Consider the following 15098-nt stretch of genomic DNA (forward strand, 5'->3'; position numbering starts at 1 on the left):
AACCGCATTCGCCGCGGCCGGATCTCTTGCCTGATCCGCCGCAGCGCTGAAAGAGGATATAACGATGAAAAAGAATCTGCTGTCACTCTGCCTGTCGCTGGCGCTGACCGTCGGCGCGCCTTTGGCGGCCAACGCCGAGACGCCGGCCAACGTTTCCGTCGCGCCGGCCATCAGCGCCGCCACGCTGCAAAGCCTGCCGTGGCAGCCGCTGCAGCCGCCGGTGTCGCAAGAGGTGAAGCTGGACGCCGTCAGCCCGCAGCTCAATCAGGGCGAGATTCAGGGGGCGATCGCCGCCTATACGCTGCCGGCCGATCGCGGTTCGCTGGAAGTGACGCTGAGCAGCCTTGCCAAAAACAATTCGCTTTATGCGCCGAGCGTGCTGGTGCTGGACGAGCATCTGCGCCCGGCGGCGTATTACCCGAGCAGCTACTTCCCGTATCAGCCGCCGGGGGCTATGTCCTCCGATCGCCTCGAAGGTACGCTGAAACTGACGCCGGCGCTCGGCCAAAAACAGATTTACCTGCTGGTGTACACCACCCGCCAGGACTTGGCGAAAACCACTCAGTTGACCAACCCGGCCAAGGCCTATGCGCAGGGCGTGGGCAACGCGGTACCGGATATCCCGGATCCGATCGCCGGCCACGCGACGACCGGCACGCTGAAGCTTAAGGTCACCGCTGAACAGGGCACCGGCAACGTGATGATCGGCATGCTGCAGCCTGCGCCGACCGTGGCGCCGGTGGTGGTGGGCTCGACCGCCCCTGCCGCCGTGGCGGCACCGGCACCGGCGCCGGAGAAACCGGCGGAGCCGATGCTCAACGATACCGAAAGCTACTTCAATAACGGCATCAAACAGGCGGTGAAGGCGGGCGATATCGACAAGGCGCTGAAACTGATGAATGAGGCCGAGAAACTGGGCTCGACCACCGCGCGTAAAACGTTTATCAGCAGCGTTAAAGGCAAGGGGTAACACCCGGCGCTGCCGATGCTGGCTCGATGATTGGTGCGCTTTGGCGCACCTTTTTTCATCCGCGGGCCAGCGTTGCGCCGATCAACGCCAACAGACGGGCGTTGTCTACCTGCTGCATGACACGCACCGGCTTGCCCTGCGGCGGCGGCATGCCGACCGTCAGGCGCAGACTGTCCGGCCGCCAGCGGCGTGAGCTGCCGCGCGTCAACGTCCCTTCCAGCGCCACATCCACATGGAACATCTCGGTGGTGACCAGCTGCGGCGCCAGCAGCCAGGCGATCACTAACGCATCATGGATCCAGCAGCCCGGCAGGTGCCGCGTATGGCGCGAATAGTCGATCCACGGCCGCGTGGTGGCGCGTAAATAGCGGCACAGCGGGGTATCCGGCTGGGTCAACGCGGCCAGATCCGCCTGGGTCAGCATGGTCTGGGTGGTGACATCCAGCGGTGCCAGCGTGATGGTGGCGCCGCTGTTCAACACCAGCCGCGCCGCTTCCGGATCCAAACCGAAATTGGTGTCCTTGATGTACCCGTCGACGTTGAATACGCCCCCCATGATCACAATCTCTTTCACCGCCTGCGCCATCTGCGGGTAAAGCTGCATGGCGTGCGCAACGTTGGTCAGCGGGCCGATCGCCGCCAGCGTGATCTCGCCGGGATGTCGGCAGATCAGTTCGCCGATGGCGATGGCGGCGTCCGGTGCGGGCGCGTTGGCCAGCGAGGGCGCGGGCAGGTCACGCCACAGCGCCGCCAGCTTCGGATCGGCGATCGGGCGGTCCAGATGTGCGCGCCACGGCTCCGGCGGCTCGCTCAGGGCGCGCGCCGCGCCGAGGGCGACCGGCACCTGATAGCCGCTCTGCGCCAGCAGATCGGTGGCGACGGCGAAGCCCACTTCTCGCGGGGTGTTGCCGGCCACGATGCTGATCAGCTCCAGCTGCAGCTGCGGTTTGGCCGCCAGCGCCAGGGCCAGCGCCAGGCCGTCGTCGACGTTGGCGCCGGGCACGCCGTTGCCGGGATCGCAATCAATGATTAAACGCATATAAGGTGTCCTGAAAAACCGCTAACAGCCGCAGGAGCGGCGGATGCGCAGTTGAAAAGCGAATTCATGCAGCTCGGCGGGCGCGGCACCGGCGGCCAGCATGGCGATGGCCCGCTTGGCCATGGCGTCGATCGGCTGCTCGACCGCGCTGAGCGGCGGCACGCTGAATTCGGATTGCTGCGTGCCGTTAAAACAGATCAGCGCCAGATCGTCCGGCGCGCGCAGCCCATGCTCCGCCAACGCCGACAGACAGCCGAGCGCCTGTTGCTCGTTAGAGGTGAAAACGGCGCGCGGGCGTGGGCCTTGCACCAGGCGCTGGGTGGCCTGGTAACCGCCTTGGCGGGTGTAGGGCACTTCGAAAATCCACTCGTCGCGTGGCGCGATGCCCGCCTCCAGCAGCGCATCGCGCCAGCCGTTCAGGCGATCCTGCGCGTTGAGCATGGTCAGCGGGCCGATAAAAATGCCGATATCGCGGTAGCCGTGTTGCAGCAGATGGCGGGTTGCCTGGCAGGCGGCGTCGCGCTCGTCGACGCGAATGGCGCAGACGCCGGCCTGGCTGTCGATGGTGTCTATCATTACGCAGGGCGTGCCGGAAGCGCGGATCAGATCGAACCACGGATGGCGATCGACGCTGGTGTACAGCAGGCCGTCGACCTGGCGGCGCAGCAGGTTGTTGATAAGTTCATACTCGCGCTGACGATCGTCGCCGGCGTCGCCTAGCAGCAGCACACGGCCGCGGCTGAAGGCTTCCTGCTGCAGTGCCCGCGCCAGGGTGGCGAAGAACGGGTTGGAAATATCCGGCACCACCAGCCCGTAGGTTTGTGTGCTGCCGGAGGCCAGCGCCCGCGCGATGTCGTTCGGCCGGTAGCCGGTCTGCTCGATCGCCGCCAGCACGCGCAGCCGGGTGGCTTCCGCCACCGGGCGCGGGCCGTTGTTGATCACATAGCTGACTACGGCGACGGAGGTGCCCGCTACGCGAGCCACGTCGGCGCGGGTAACGCGTCGCGCGGAGTGATTATCCACATTGAGGTCCTGTTCGCCTTCTCGCTACGCGGCATCCTGCGGCAGGTTGAGATCGCGGCCGCGGGTTTCGGGAGCAAAGAAGGTGGTGATTAAGCCGATGCCCGCCATTACAACAAAATAGCAGGCGACAGGCCACCAGTGACCGAAACCGGACAGCAGTGCGGTGGCGATCAGCGGCGCGGTGCCGCCGGAGAGGATCGAGCCGAGCTCCTTGGCGAACGCCATTTTGGAGTAGCGGTTCTTCACGCCGAACAGTTCGACGCCATAGGCCGCCTGCACGCCGAAGATCCCCAGCGACGCGATGCACATGCCGACCACGATCACCGAGATGACGATCGCCGGCTCACGGCTGTCGAGCAGCCAGAACGCCGGGAAGGCGTACAGCACCAGCAGCAGGCAGAACCACCGGTAGGTGACGCGGCGGCCGAAGCGATCGGACAGCCAGCCGGCCAGCGGGATCACCAGAAAACCGCACAGCGAGGCGATCAGCACCGCCAGCGCCGGCACCGATTTATCGACCATCAGCACCTTGGCGACGTAGCCGACGATAAAGCCCTGGCACAGGTAGGAAGGGCCGTTTTCACCGATGCGCAGGCCGAGCATCACCCAGAACGCCTTGGTGCGCTGCAGGTAGCTGCGCGTATCCGGTGCGGCCTGGGCGGCGTCCAGCATGCGCTGGTGGTTTTGCTGCAGCTCGCGCTCGAAGACCGGCGTTTCCCGCACGTGGCGGCGCAGGTACAGCGCCACGCCGGCGATCAGAATGCTGGCGAGGAACGGAATGCGCCAGCCCCAGCTCATCAGGTCTTCCTTGTCGAGCTGCAGCACCAGCAGCCACACCAGCGACGCCAGCAGGGTGCCGCTGTTGGAGCCGATGGCGATGATCGACGCCACCAGCCCGCGCCGCTTGGCCGGCGCGTATTCCGCCAGCATCACCGCGCCGCCGGACAGCTCCGCGCCGGCGCCGAACCCCTGCGCGAAGCGCAGGATCACCAGGCAGGTGGGTGCCCAGACGCCGATTTGCGCATAGGACGGGATCAGGCCGATCAGCGTGGTGGAGAGGCCCATCAGCGCCACGGTGGTGATCAGCACCACGCGGCGGCCTTTGCGATCGCCGATCCAACCGAACACCAGCGCGCCGATCGGCCGCGCGACGAAGCCGACGGAGTAGGTGGCGAAGCTGGCCAGCAGGGCGACCAGCGGCGTGGCCTCGGGGAAGAACACGTCGCCGAACACCATGCCGGCCGCCAGGCCGTACAGCGCGAAATCGACGTATTCCATGGCGGTGCCGAGCCAGCAGGAGAAGGTGGCGCGCCAAAATTGGCTGCGCCCCTCTTTGGTTGCCAGGCGTTCATCGGCCGCCAGCGCGGCGTCGGCGGTCTGTGGAGTGGCAAGCGTTGTTTCGCTCATGGCAGTGCTATCCTCTTTTGTTCTGCGCCTGGAGGGGCGCGGTTAAAGATGGTTTCCCTGGTGCCGGCAACAAAGGTGTGCCGACAAATGATGTCGGACGCATGGCGATTCAACGCTGCGGTGTCAGAGTATCTACGCGCGTAGATAAAACAACGCGACAAAGATGAAACTTTGCAGGCGATCACAGAATCGTCATCGTGCCGGGGAACGAAGATAGAGAACGCGGATGGCAAAAAGATGACAGGAGCCCGGTTTTTCCGGCGGAAGCCACCGCCGTTTTCGCCACGAATCAGCCTGCCGCTTTCGTATTTCTGCGCTACAATGGGGGCCTGTTAACAGTTTGTATCGTCTGGCGCGCCGTACCGGCCGCGGTTCAGGCGAGGAGTAAAGCAATGTCTGGCATCAGGGATTCCATCCTGCCGCCGCTGGAGTGGTTGTCCGAACAGGATCCTCCGGCGCCCGCCGCCGTCAGCGACTGGCTGATGGAGTTAGGCTCCATGACCCGCCGATTTGAACGCCATTGTGCCCAGGTGCGCGTCGAACCGCAGCGCGAATGCTTCGTCACGCGCGAGGCGCTGGGCGACGAGGCGAACCACCTGCCCGACAGCCCGCGCTACTGGCTGCGCGAAGTGGTGCTGCTGGGCGACGACCAGCCCTGGCTGCTGGGGCGCACGGTGATCCCGGAAAATACGCTGACCGGCCCCGACCAGGCGCTGGTGGATCTGGGCACGCTGCCGCTGGGGCGCTACCTGTTCAGCAGCGGCGATCTGACCCGCGACTATATCCATATCGGCCGACAGGATGCGCTGTGGGCGCGCCGTTCACGGCTGCGGCTGGCGGGCAAACCGCTGTTGCTGACCGAATTGTTTTTACCGGCTTCGCCGCTGTATTCAGCGGTTCCTGCATAAGAGAGGAGAGCAAGACCTTGGAGGGAAGCGTGACTCAAAGTAAATGGCGGGCTTACAGCCATTTGATGCGCATTGATAAACCGATCGGCACGCTGTTGCTGCTGTGGCCGACGCTGTGGGCGCTGTGGCTGGCCGGGAAAGGCGTGCCGCCGCTGTCGATTTTGCTGGTGTTCGTGCTCGGCGTGTTCCTGATGCGCGCCGCCGGCTGCGTGGTGAATGACTACGCCGATCGCGCGGTGGACGGCTACGTGAAACGCACCGCCGGGCGGCCGATGCCGAGCGGTCGGGTGAGCGTGAAAGAGGCCAAGGTGCTGTTTGCGGTGCTGGTGCTGATCTCGTTCTGCCTGGTGTTGACGCTCAATGCGATGACCATCTGGCTGTCGCTGGCGGCGCTGGCGCTGGCCTGGGTGTATCCGTTCATGAAGCGGGTGACCAACCTGCCGCAGTTCGTGCTGGGCGCCGCGTTCGGCTGGGGCATTCCGATGGGGTATGCGGCGGTCAGCGAATCGCTGCCGCTCAGCTGCTGGCTGCTGCTGCTGGCCAACATCTGCTGGACGGTGGCCTACGACACGCTGTATGCGATGGTCGATCGCGACGATGACTTGAAGATCGGCATCAAATCCACCGCTATCCTGTTCGGCCGTTATGACAAGCTGATCGTCGGGCTGCTGCAGTTCGCGACGCTGCTGCTGCTGGTGTGGGTCGGTTATCTGGCGCAGCTCGGCGGGGCGTTTTACTGGTCGCTGTTGCTGGCGGGCGCGCTGTTCATTCACCAGCAAAAACAGATCGCCGGCCGCGAGCGCGAAGCCTGCTTCAAGGCCTTCCTGCAGAACAACTATGTCGGCTTGGTGGTATTTATCGGCATCGCGCTGAGCTATCTGCCGGCGTAACGGTTTCGCAAAGCAAGAAAAAAGGCACCCCAGGGGGTGCCTTTTGTGTTTCGGTGCCGGACGACATCACTCGTCCTGCTCTTCTTCCGCGTCGGCTTGCGGCAGGGCGTTGGTCTCTGCCGGCATGTTGACGCTTTCGATGGTCAGCTTGATTTCCGGCGTGATCAGCTCGCTCAGCATGTTGTACACCTCAAGGGTGTGCTCGCGGATCGCATCCCCGCTATCGTTGATATAGCCTTCTTCGCGCAGCGTCGCCACCAGGGTGGAGAACACCGCCTTGTCGAAGAACTCCGGCGCGTTGATGCCGTGCAGCACCGACAGACGCTGCGCCATGATGCGGCTCTCTTTCTCCAGCGCGCCGCGGTTGATGCTCGGGTTGGCGCTGAGGATCGACATGGTGATGGCGTAGCGTTGCAGGGTTTCGCGCACCCCGGCGGCCAGCAGCTGCAGCGGGCGAATGCGCGCCGGGTTCAGCACCAGCTCGTCGCCTTTGTCGCAGATCAGCTGTTGGCGGATCAGCTCGTCGATCACCGGCTGCAGCACCTCCGGCAGCTGTTCCTTGTCGTTATGCAGGAACAGCTCGGCTTTCAGCATCGGGTAGATCATGCCGATTTGACGCAGCAGTTCGGCGCGCGATACCCGGCGATGATGCATCACGATGCTGGCGATCAGCGACGGCAGCACCAGCAGGTGGTGGATGTTGTTGCGGTAATAGGTCATCAGCACCGCCTGCTCACGCGGCAGGATGATGATGTCGCCGATGTTGTCCTTTTCCACCTCGAACTTGTTCATGTTCAGCGCGTGATCCAGCAGCTCGTCCGGCGTTTGCGTCGGTACGGTGACGTCACGTGCGTAAGGCGCGTTGCGCATCAGCTGCAGGTAGCACTCGAGCTGTTCGACCAGCTGTTCGCGGGTTAGCGAACGCTGGCGCGAAGCCAGCAGCGCGGTGGAACACAGGTTCATGGCGTTGGCCGCGGCGGCGTTGTTGATGCGCACCATGATCTGGCCGGCCAGATCGTTGACCGTCGGCGTCAGCCAGCTTGGGCGCTGAGCTTCGATCGGATCGATAGACTCGCGCCACTGCGGCACGTGCTGGTTGAGGTAAGCGGTCAACGGCAGCGGCTCGCCGAAGTTGACATAACCCTGGCCCAGATTGCGCAGCTTGCGCAGGCCGCGCAGCATCTGCGGCAGGCTCTCTTTTTCCTTGGTGGCGCCGCGCAGCTCTTTGGCGTAGGTGCCCACTTCCATCACGTGTTCGTAACCGATGTAAATCGGCACCAGCGTGATCGGACGGGTGCCGCCGCGCAGCATCGCCTGGATGGTCATCGACAGGGTGCCGGTCTTCGGCTCCAGCAGACGCCCGGTGCGGGAACGGCCACCTTCCACGAAGTATTCCACCGAGTAGCCGCGGGTGAACAGCTCGCCGAGGTATTCGCGGAACACCGTCGAGTACAGCTTGTTGCCCTTGAAGGTGCGGCGGATGAAGAACGCGCCCAGGCGGCGGAAGATCGGGCCGGCCGGCCAGAAGTTGAGGTTGATGCCGGCGGCGATGTGCGGCGGCACCAGGCCCTGGTGATACAGCACGTAGGACAGCAGCAGGTAGTCCATGTGGCTGCGGTGGCAGGGCACGTAGACGATCTCGTGGCCGTCCTGCGCCAGCTGGCGCACGCGCTCGGCGTTGGTGACGTTGATGCCCTGATACAGCCGGTTCCAGGTCCAGCTCAGCACGCGGTCGGACAGGCGCACGGTTTCGTAGGAGAAATCGGCGGCGATCTCTTCCATCAGCGCGATGGCGTTCTGCTGGGCCTTTTCGTGCGAGATCTTCTTGCTGCGCGCTTCGTCCTCGACCGCTTTTTCGATCGCTTTGGACGCCAACAGCTTGTTGAACAGATCCTGGCGGGCCGGCAGGCTCGGGCCTACCGCGGCCAGGCGCTGACGCGAGAAGTGCATGCGCGCCACGCGCGCCAGTTTCTGCGCGATGGTTTTATCCGTGCCGTGCTCGGTGGCCATGCGGCGCAGCGAAACGGTGTTGGAGAAACGCACGAAGCTGTCGCGGCCGAGCCACAGCACGGCGAAGAATTTCTGCACGCCGTTCAACAGACGCAGGTGCGGCGTGCCGTGGCCTTCGCGGCCCGGCGAGCGGCCGAACATCACCGAAACCGGCAGCATCTGAATGTCGAGATCCGGATTGCTGCGGTGCAGATCCAGATAGTCGTGGAACAGCTTTACCGACTCTTCTTTCGGGGTGTAGTAGCGGAACACGCGCGGGCCGTCGTGAATGAACACGTAGCTCGGCAGCACGGTGCCGTCGATCTCCAGCGAGTTGAGCGGATCGGGCAGATCCTGCGCCAGGCACTGGGTGCGCAGCGTCAGCAAATCCGCCTTGGAATTGTAAGGTAAAACATACAAAATCGGCCGTGAGGGATCCAACCCTAGCTCGGTAACCGGATCTGAAGGGATGACCTTACTTCTTACCAACAATTTAAGTGGTAAATTCAATATTTTATAATAAATTTTACGCCAACCTGACATAAACAACGTGAAGCCTCTTGTTAGCAATGCGCCGCAAGCATACCAGAAACCGGGTAGCAGATCTGTGGTGTTCGAAAACCGAGAGCCGTCAGCGCGGACTGTTCTAGACTCTTTTTATTATGACCGACCTCTGAGAAAGGCACGAAAACATGGCAAACCAAGCAACCGGACTGACCCGCATCATCAAGGCCGCCGGCTATTCCTATAAAGGGCTTTCCGCCGCCTGGCAGCACGAAGCGGCTTTCCGCCAGGAACTGGTGGTCACCCTGCTGGCTATCATACTGGCTGTCTGGCTGGATGTGGGTGCGATAGCGCGCATTTTATTGATCGGATCGGTAGCGCTGGTGATGATCGTCGAGATCCTGAACAGCGCGATCGAGGCGGTGGTGGATCGCATCGGCAGCGAACATCACGAACTGTCCGGCCGGGCCAAGGACATGGGATCGGCGGCGGTGTCGCTGGCGATCGTGCTGGCGCTGTTCGTTTGGGGCACGGTCTTATGGCAGCATTTTGGCTGACGAAAGGCGCCTACTGACTGATTTTTATTTATTCTTCGGTTCCCAATCCGCGCTTACCTGTATATACTCACAGCAAGACTGTATAAACAAACAGGGGGCGGAATGAAAGCATTAACTACCAGACAGCAAGAGGTCTACGATCTGATTCGCGATCATATTTCGCAAACGGGCATGCCGCCAACGCGTGCCGAGATCGCGATGCGTCTGGGGTTCCGCTCGCCTAACGCCGCCGAAGAACACCTGAAGGCGCTGGCACGCAAAGGCGTGATCGAAATCGTCTCCGGTGCCTCGCGCGGTATCCGCCTGTTGATGGAAGAAGAAGAAGGGCTGCCGCTGATCGGCCGCGTCGCCGCCGGCGAGCCGCTGCTGGCGCAGCAGCACATCGAAGGGCACTACCAGGTGGATCCTTCCCTGTTTAAACCGAGCGCCGATTTCCTGCTGCGGGTGAACGGCATGTCGATGCGTGACATCGGCATTCTGGACGGCGATCTGCTGGCGGTGCACAAAACGCAAGACGTGCGCAACGGCCAGGTCGTGGTGGCGCGCATCGAAGACGAAGTGACGGTCAAGCGCCTGAAAAAACACGGCAACGTGGTCGAGCTGCTGCCGGAGAACAACGAATTCCAACCGATCGTGGTCGATCTGCGCCAGCAGAATTTCACTATCGAAGGGCTGGCGGTCGGCGTGATCCGCAACGGTGACTGGATTTAATCGTCGCACTCTCAGTGCCGCCTCTTGTATCAATCGCCCCTGTTCTGGGGCGTTTTTGTTTCTGACCTTGCCCTTCGCCACTGCTACGGGAACATCTCATCATGCGCTTGATTTCCGCCTTCACCAGCGACACCGATAAAGCCCTGTGGCGCCTGGCTCTGCCGATGATTTTCTCCAATATCACCGTACCGCTGCTCGGGCTGGTGGACACCGCGGTGATCGGCCACCTCGACAGCCCGATCTACCTGGGGGGCGTCGCGATCGGCGCGGTGGCGACCAGCTTCCTGTTCATGCTGCTGTTGTTCCTGCGCATGAGCACCACCGGCCTGGCGGCGCAGGCGCTGGGGGCACAGAACCCGCAGGCGCTGGCGCGCGCCTTTATGCAGCCGCTTCTGCTGGCGCTGCTGGCCGGGGTGGCGATCGTCCTGTTGCGCTATCCGCTGATCGAACTGGCGCTGCGGATCGTCGGTGGCAATGGCGAGGTGCTGGAACAGGCGCGGCGTTTTCTTGAGATCCGTTGGCTGAGCGCGCCGGCGGCGCTGGCTAATCTGGTGCTGCTGGGCTGGCTGCTCGGCGTGCAGTATGTGCGTGCGCCGGTGATCCTGCTGATTGTCGGCAACCTGCTGAACATCGTGCTGGATATCTGGCTGGTGATGGGCCTGGGCTGGAACGTGCGAGGGGCGGCGGCGGCAACCGCCATCGCCGAATACGCCACGCTGCTGCTCGGCCTGTGGCTGGCGTGGCGGGTGATGCGCCTGCGCGGTATCACCCTGCCGATGCTGCGCCAGGCCTGGCGTGGCGATCTGCGTCGGCTGCTGGCGCTTAACCGCGACATCATGTTGCGTTCATTGCTGCTGCAGCTGTGCTTTGCATCGCTGACCATCTTCGGCGCTCGTCTGGGGAGCGACGTGGTGGCGGTCAACGCGGTATTGATGAATCTGCTGACGTTCACCGCCTATGCGCTCGACGGCTTCGCTTATGCGGTGGAAGCCCATTCGGGCCACGCCTACGGTGCCCGGGACGACAGCCAGCTGCGCAAGGTGTGGCACGCGGCCTGCAGGCAGGCAGGGCTGGTCGCGCTGGCCTTCGCCCTGGCGTATGCCGTTACCGGCCAGCAGATCGTGGCGGCGTTGACCTCCTTGCCGGAGCTGCGTGCGTTGGCCGCCCACTATTTACCGTGGCAGGTCATCCTGCCGCTGGTCGGGGTGTGGTGCTATTTGCTGGACGGCATGTTTATCGGTGCCACGCGCGGTGCCGAGATGCGCAACAGCATGGCGGTGGCTGCGGCGGGATACGGTCTGGCGCTGTTCAGCGTGCCGCTGCTTGGCAACCACGGACTCTGGCTGGCGCTGGCGGTGTTTCTGGCGCTGCGCGGTCTGGCACTGGGCTGGATTTGGCACCGCCATCAGGTGCGCGGCAGCTGGTTTGCCGCACGCTAAACCGTGCGCTTTGTTGGGTTAATTATTAATTTGTCTTATGTTTTTGTTCATGTTTGCTTACATGTTTCCAGCCTGGTTCTGCCCGGCTTAGCTCATTGTTTGTTGGCGTTTTTTATGTTTATTTCATTTCTTAATGGTTTTTTATTCTGTCATATGGCTTTTTTATTTCCATTTTTAACTAGAATGAATCATGTGGCTGGCGAATGAAGGGGAGCGATATCTCTTAAGGTGAAGGGCGTATCGGCCAGAAAAATTTCTGGTTAACCCCGGCCGGCGACAGGGATCACTGATTCACCACAGGTTAACGGAGAGACTATGAATAAAGATCAAGCCGACGGTAACTGGAAGCAGCTTAAAGGCAAAGTGAAGGAAAAATGGGGCAAGCTGACCGATGACGATCTGACGGTCATCGAAGGGAAACGCGAACAGCTGGTCGGCAAAATCCAGGAGCGCTACGGTTACCAGAAAGAGGCGGCCGAGAAAGAGGTGAAAGCCTGGGAAGATCACACCAAACACCGCTGGTAATTTGCAGGGCCGCCATTGAAGGCGGCTTGCCCAGCGCAGGCCGGCGTCGCTCTCATCCTCTGGCGCCCCGGCCGCAGGTACAGGGAGGTACCTGACTTCGTGTTACTTCTTCTTGATGGCGATGCTGTGATCGTGTTCGGCGCAGTCATGCTTGCTGTCGCATGCCTCAACCTCCACGCAGCCGGCGCACAGGCCGTGCGCTTCCACCACGCTGTGACGCAGCGCAAATCCGGCCTCCTGCGCCAGCTTCTGCAGCGTTTCCTCTACGCCTTCGGTAGTGCGTTCGGTCACCTGGCCGCAGCGGTCGCAGATAAACAGTGCGGACGTGTGCATCGGCTGTTCGAAGTGGTGGCACAGCACGTAGCTGTTGGCGGATTCCACTCTATGGATAAACCCTTGCTCCAGCAGAAAATCCAGCGCGCGATAGACCGTCGGCGGCTTGGCTTGCGGTTCGGCGACGCGCAGCAGATCGAGCAGGTCATAAGCGCTGATTGCACCGGGTTGCTGAGTCATCAGACGCAGCACTTCCAGCCGTTGCGGCGTCAATCGCACATTGCGTTGTTGGCAGAGGCGTTCCGCCTGCGCCAGCAGCTTTTCCTGGGTGGTTGAGTTCATCGCAAATATCCCGGTACGTAAAAAAGCCGATTTTACCATGATTACGGCGAATCGCCGAGAGTTGCCCCCTTTTCCCCTGAGGATTGCGCAGGGAAAGGCGCGCTGAGTGCGCTAAAAGAGAGATGCATCACAACTTTTTCCCTCCACCGGGCGGCAAATCAACGTTGCCGATTTTAGCGCTGGAGAGCCGCTGGCGAGAGCGGTATAACGCGCTTCACCCGCGTGACGAACAGGAGCCTTGTGTGATGACGGAAAGAGAGAAGCTGTTAAGCGGCCTGGAGTACAACAGCCGCGATGAAGAACTGATTGCGATGTACCATCGGGCCAGGGCGTTGACCAAAAGCCTGGGGACGCTGGATTCGCATCAGGCGGACGAGAAAAACCGCCTGCTCGGCGAACTGTTCGGCGCCTGGGGTGAGGCGAGCTGGATCGAAACGCCGTTCTGGTGCGACTACGGGCAGCATGTCCGCATCGGTAAAAACTGTTTTATCAACGTCAATGCGGTGTTCCTCGACTGCAATACCATCACCATCGGCGACAACACGCTGATCGGCCCCAGCGTGCAAATCTACACGCCGAGCCACCCGCTGAAGGCCGGCGAACGCTTTACCGGCGACCCGGCCTTTCCTTTCCGCACCTCGGCGCAGCCGGTGTCCATCGGCAGCAACGTATGGATCGGCGGTAACGTGGTGATCTTGCCGGGCGTGACCATCGGCGACGGCACGACTATCGGCGCGGGCAGCATCGTGACCGGCGATATCCCGGCCAATGTGCTGGCGCTGGGGCAGCCGTGCCGGGTTATCCGCACGTTGGAATAGGGGGGAAACGAAGGCGATTTTCCCAACGGCGCCGATTGTCGTTATAATAGCCGTTTGCGGCCGCGCGCCGTTCGTTAAACCCAGACAGACTCAGGTAGCCAGTAACTCAGCATGACGAAAGACAACCACGCCCCAACCTACGCCGCCAATCGTTTCTCCATCGCGCCGATGCTCGACTGGACCGATCGTCATTGCCGTTACTTCCACCGCCTGCTGACCAAGGAAACGCTGCTGTACACCGAAATGGTGACCACCGGCGCGATCATTCACGGCAAGGGCGACTACCTGGCCTACAGCGAAGAAGAGCATCCGGTGGCGCTGCAGCTGGGCGGCAGCGATCCGGCCGCGCTGGCGCACTGCGCCAAACTGGCGGAGCAGCGCGGTTACGACGAGATTAACCTCAACGTCGGCTGCCCGTCCGATCGCGTGCAAAACGGCATGTTCGGCGCCTGTTTGATGGGGCAGGCGACGCTGGTCGCCGACTGCATCAAGGCGATGCGCGACGTGGTGTCGATCCCGGTGACGGTGAAGACCCGCATCGGCATCGACGATCAGGACAGCTACGCCTTCCTGTGCGACTTTATCCAAACCGTCGCCGGGCGCGGCGAGTGCGACATGTTCACCATCCACGCGCGCAAGGCCTGGCTCTCCGGCCTCAGCCCGAAAGAGAACCGCGAAGTGCCGCCGCTGGACTACCCGCGCGTTTATCAGCTGAAGCGGGATTTCCCGGCGCTGACCATCGCCATCAACGGCGGGGTGAAAACGCTGGAAGAGGCGCAGCAGCATCTGCAGCATCTGGACGGCGTGATGATGGGGCGCGAGGCGTACCAGAATCCGGGCATTCTGGCGCGGGTCGACAGCGAACTGTTCGGCGCGCAGACCGCAGTGCCGGACAGCGTGGCGATCGTCGAAGCACTGTATCCGTACATTGAGCGCGAGCTGTCCAACGGCACCTATCTCGGCCACATCACCCGCCACATCCTCGGTTTGTTCCAGGGCGTGCCGGGCGCGCGCCAGTGGCGTCGCCACCTGAGCGAGAACGCCCACAAGCCGGGTGCCGATGCGCGGGTGGTGGAGCAGGCGCTGGCGCTGGTGCGTCAGCCGCGTGTGGAAATGGCGTAACCCACAAAAATTTTGACCAACAGTTAGTTTTTTTCGCCAGGCATTCGGCGCGTTGCCGGATGCCTGCCCCATCTTTTCAATAGGTTAGCCCCTCCGCCATTCTGGCACGCTTCTTGTAATTCCCTCAGCAGATACGTTGTATTGCAAAGGAGCAATCATGTTGGAAATCTTCTTTCTCATTGGCTTTGTGGTGATGCTGATGGTGACCGGCATCTCGCTGCTGGGGATCTTCGCTGCGCTGTTGGTGGCGGCGGCGTTCATGCTGTTGGGCGGGTTGTTCGCGGTGGTCATCAAGCTGCTGCCGTGGCTGATTTTGGCGGTCGTCGGGGTATGGATTTACCGGTCGATGCAGAAACCGCAGGCCAGACGTTACTGATTTTTTGCTGAATAATCAGTCAGTCGCGATGAAACTTGCACAACTTGCCGCCCCGCTAATGCGGCAGCGATCACAGCTTGGCAGTTTTGCCGCGCGATGTGGCACATAAAGCGTGTTTTTTGCCGGACGGGGCTGTTAGGATGTTTGTCGATGCAGTGATGCGACCGATTTCATCACCGTGAGAGACAACCAAAATTCGTGTTGC

General features: G+C 62.1%; 15 protein-coding genes. 10 read left to right on the plus strand and 5 right to left on the minus strand.

Annotation, left to right across the window (positions count from 1 at the left end; all coding sequences use genetic code 11):
- Nucleotides 1–64 precede the first annotated feature (64 nt).
- On the plus strand, nucleotides 65–970 hold the full coding sequence (malM, locus tag ACUXAC_RS18435; protein WP_038874335.1) for a maltose operon protein MalM: 906 nt from the start codon (nucleotides 65–67) through the stop codon (nucleotides 968–970).
- A 55-nt stretch (nucleotides 971–1025) separates the two neighbouring features.
- On the opposite strand, the gene ACUXAC_RS18440 is transcribed toward malM, so the two are convergent.
- The 3 genes from ACUXAC_RS18440 to ACUXAC_RS18450 are packed head-to-tail and all read right to left on the minus strand — an operon-like array spanning nucleotide 1026 to nucleotide 4439.
- Nucleotides 1026–2009, minus strand: a complete 984-nt coding sequence (locus ACUXAC_RS18440; protein ID WP_342120799.1) for a nucleoside hydrolase — start codon at nucleotides 2007–2009, stop codon at nucleotides 1026–1028.
- Between the two features lie 21 nt (nucleotides 2010–2030).
- Entirely contained in the window at nucleotides 2031–3032 is a 1002-nt protein-coding gene (locus ACUXAC_RS18445; protein WP_060425151.1) for a LacI family DNA-binding transcriptional regulator, read from the minus strand.
- Nucleotides 3033–3056: 24 nt separating this feature from the next.
- Complete coding sequence (locus tag ACUXAC_RS18450; RefSeq protein ID WP_060425154.1) at nucleotides 3057–4439, minus strand: MFS transporter; 1383 nt, start codon at nucleotides 4437–4439, stop codon at nucleotides 3057–3059.
- Between the two features lie 392 nt (nucleotides 4440–4831).
- Here ACUXAC_RS18450 and ubiC point away from each other — a divergent pair, with 392 nt between their 5' ends.
- Together ubiC and ubiA are read left to right on the plus strand one after the other, a co-directional pair.
- A complete protein-coding gene (ubiC, locus tag ACUXAC_RS18455) occupies nucleotides 4832–5347 on the plus strand; it encodes a chorismate lyase (protein ID WP_038874327.1) in 516 nt (171 codons plus the stop codon).
- 17 nt (nucleotides 5348–5364) lie between these two features.
- The gene (ubiA, locus tag ACUXAC_RS18460; RefSeq protein ID WP_342120796.1) at nucleotides 5365–6237 is read left to right on the plus strand and encodes a 4-hydroxybenzoate octaprenyltransferase; all 873 of its coding nucleotides are present in this window, start codon (nucleotides 5365–5367) and stop codon (nucleotides 6235–6237) included.
- Nucleotides 6238–6303: 66 nt separating this feature from the next.
- Here the strand turns inward: ubiA and plsB are convergent, their stop codons facing one another.
- Nucleotides 6304–8769: a glycerol-3-phosphate 1-O-acyltransferase PlsB gene (gene plsB, locus ACUXAC_RS18465; protein WP_193158445.1), complete on the minus strand. Its 2466-nt coding sequence runs from the start codon at nucleotides 8767–8769 to the stop codon at nucleotides 6304–6306.
- 149 nt (nucleotides 8770–8918) lie between these two features.
- Here plsB and ACUXAC_RS18470 point away from each other — a divergent pair, with 149 nt between their 5' ends.
- The 4 genes from ACUXAC_RS18470 to ACUXAC_RS18485 all read left to right on the plus strand — a co-directional run bounded on the left by ACUXAC_RS18470 (nucleotide 8919) and on the right by ACUXAC_RS18485 (nucleotide 11962).
- Nucleotides 8919–9287, plus strand: coding sequence for a diacylglycerol kinase (locus tag ACUXAC_RS18470; RefSeq protein WP_015379225.1), 369 nt, complete (start codon nucleotides 8919–8921; stop codon nucleotides 9285–9287).
- Nucleotides 9288–9389: 102 nt separating this feature from the next.
- Complete coding sequence (gene lexA / locus ACUXAC_RS18475) at nucleotides 9390–9998, plus strand: transcriptional repressor LexA (RefSeq protein WP_025160136.1); 609 nt, start codon at nucleotides 9390–9392, stop codon at nucleotides 9996–9998.
- Between the two features lie 101 nt (nucleotides 9999–10099).
- Nucleotides 10100–11437, plus strand: coding sequence for an MATE family efflux transporter DinF (gene dinF, locus ACUXAC_RS18480; RefSeq protein WP_060425155.1), 1338 nt, complete (start codon nucleotides 10100–10102; stop codon nucleotides 11435–11437).
- Nucleotides 11438–11752: 315 nt separating this feature from the next.
- Nucleotides 11753–11962, plus strand: coding sequence for a CsbD family protein (locus ACUXAC_RS18485; protein WP_004936743.1), 210 nt, complete (start codon nucleotides 11753–11755; stop codon nucleotides 11960–11962).
- A 102-nt stretch (nucleotides 11963–12064) separates the two neighbouring features.
- Here ACUXAC_RS18485 and zur read toward each other — a convergent pair whose 3' ends face one another.
- Complete coding sequence (zur, locus tag ACUXAC_RS18490) at nucleotides 12065–12577, minus strand: zinc uptake transcriptional repressor Zur (protein WP_015379223.1); 513 nt, start codon at nucleotides 12575–12577, stop codon at nucleotides 12065–12067.
- A 245-nt stretch (nucleotides 12578–12822) separates the two neighbouring features.
- Between zur and ACUXAC_RS18495 the strand changes: the two genes are divergently transcribed.
- From ACUXAC_RS18495 to pspG, 3 genes are all read left to right on the plus strand, one after another.
- Nucleotides 12823–13395 carry a sugar O-acetyltransferase gene (locus ACUXAC_RS18495; protein WP_201965679.1) on the plus strand — a complete coding sequence of 191 codons (573 nt, stop codon included), beginning with the start codon at nucleotides 12823–12825 and terminating at the stop codon, nucleotides 13393–13395.
- Between the two features lie 111 nt (nucleotides 13396–13506).
- On the plus strand, nucleotides 13507–14517 hold the full coding sequence (gene dusA / locus ACUXAC_RS18500) for a tRNA dihydrouridine(20/20a) synthase DusA (protein ID WP_019453217.1): 1011 nt from the start codon (nucleotides 13507–13509) through the stop codon (nucleotides 14515–14517).
- Between the two features lie 157 nt (nucleotides 14518–14674).
- Complete coding sequence (gene pspG / locus ACUXAC_RS18505; RefSeq protein ID WP_025304448.1) at nucleotides 14675–14893, plus strand: envelope stress response protein PspG; 219 nt, start codon at nucleotides 14675–14677, stop codon at nucleotides 14891–14893.
- The last annotated feature ends 205 nt before the right edge of the window (nucleotides 14894–15098 follow it).

It is taken from the genome of Serratia sp. 121840015-1 (assembly GCF_053627655.1).

Coding starts and splice junctions, on each gene's coding strand:
- malM (WP_038874335.1), top strand. CDS start 65: ATGAAAAAGAATCTGCTGTCACTCTGCCTGTCGCTGGCGCTGACCGTC.
- ACUXAC_RS18440 (WP_342120799.1), bottom strand. CDS start 2,009: ATGCGTTTAATCATTGATTGCGATCCCGGCAACGGCGTGCCCGGCGCC.
- ACUXAC_RS18450 (WP_060425154.1), bottom strand. CDS start 4,439: ATGAGCGAAACAACGCTTGCCACTCCACAGACCGCCGACGCCGCGCTG.
- ubiC (WP_038874327.1), top strand. CDS start 4,832: ATGTCTGGCATCAGGGATTCCATCCTGCCGCCGCTGGAGTGGTTGTCC.
- plsB (WP_193158445.1), bottom strand. CDS start 8,769: ATGTCAGGTTGGCGTAAAATTTATTATAAAATATTGAATTTACCACTT.
- ACUXAC_RS18470 (WP_015379225.1), top strand. CDS start 8,919: ATGGCAAACCAAGCAACCGGACTGACCCGCATCATCAAGGCCGCCGGC.
- lexA (WP_025160136.1), top strand. CDS start 9,390: ATGAAAGCATTAACTACCAGACAGCAAGAGGTCTACGATCTGATTCGC.
- dinF (WP_060425155.1), top strand. CDS start 10,100: ATGCGCTTGATTTCCGCCTTCACCAGCGACACCGATAAAGCCCTGTGG.
- ACUXAC_RS18485 (WP_004936743.1), top strand. CDS start 11,753: ATGAATAAAGATCAAGCCGACGGTAACTGGAAGCAGCTTAAAGGCAAA.
- zur (WP_015379223.1), bottom strand. CDS start 12,577: ATGAACTCAACCACCCAGGAAAAGCTGCTGGCGCAGGCGGAACGCCTC.
- ACUXAC_RS18495 (WP_201965679.1), top strand. CDS start 12,823: ATGACGGAAAGAGAGAAGCTGTTAAGCGGCCTGGAGTACAACAGCCGC.
- dusA (WP_019453217.1), top strand. CDS start 13,507: ATGACGAAAGACAACCACGCCCCAACCTACGCCGCCAATCGTTTCTCC.
- pspG (WP_025304448.1), top strand. CDS start 14,675: ATGTTGGAAATCTTCTTTCTCATTGGCTTTGTGGTGATGCTGATGGTG.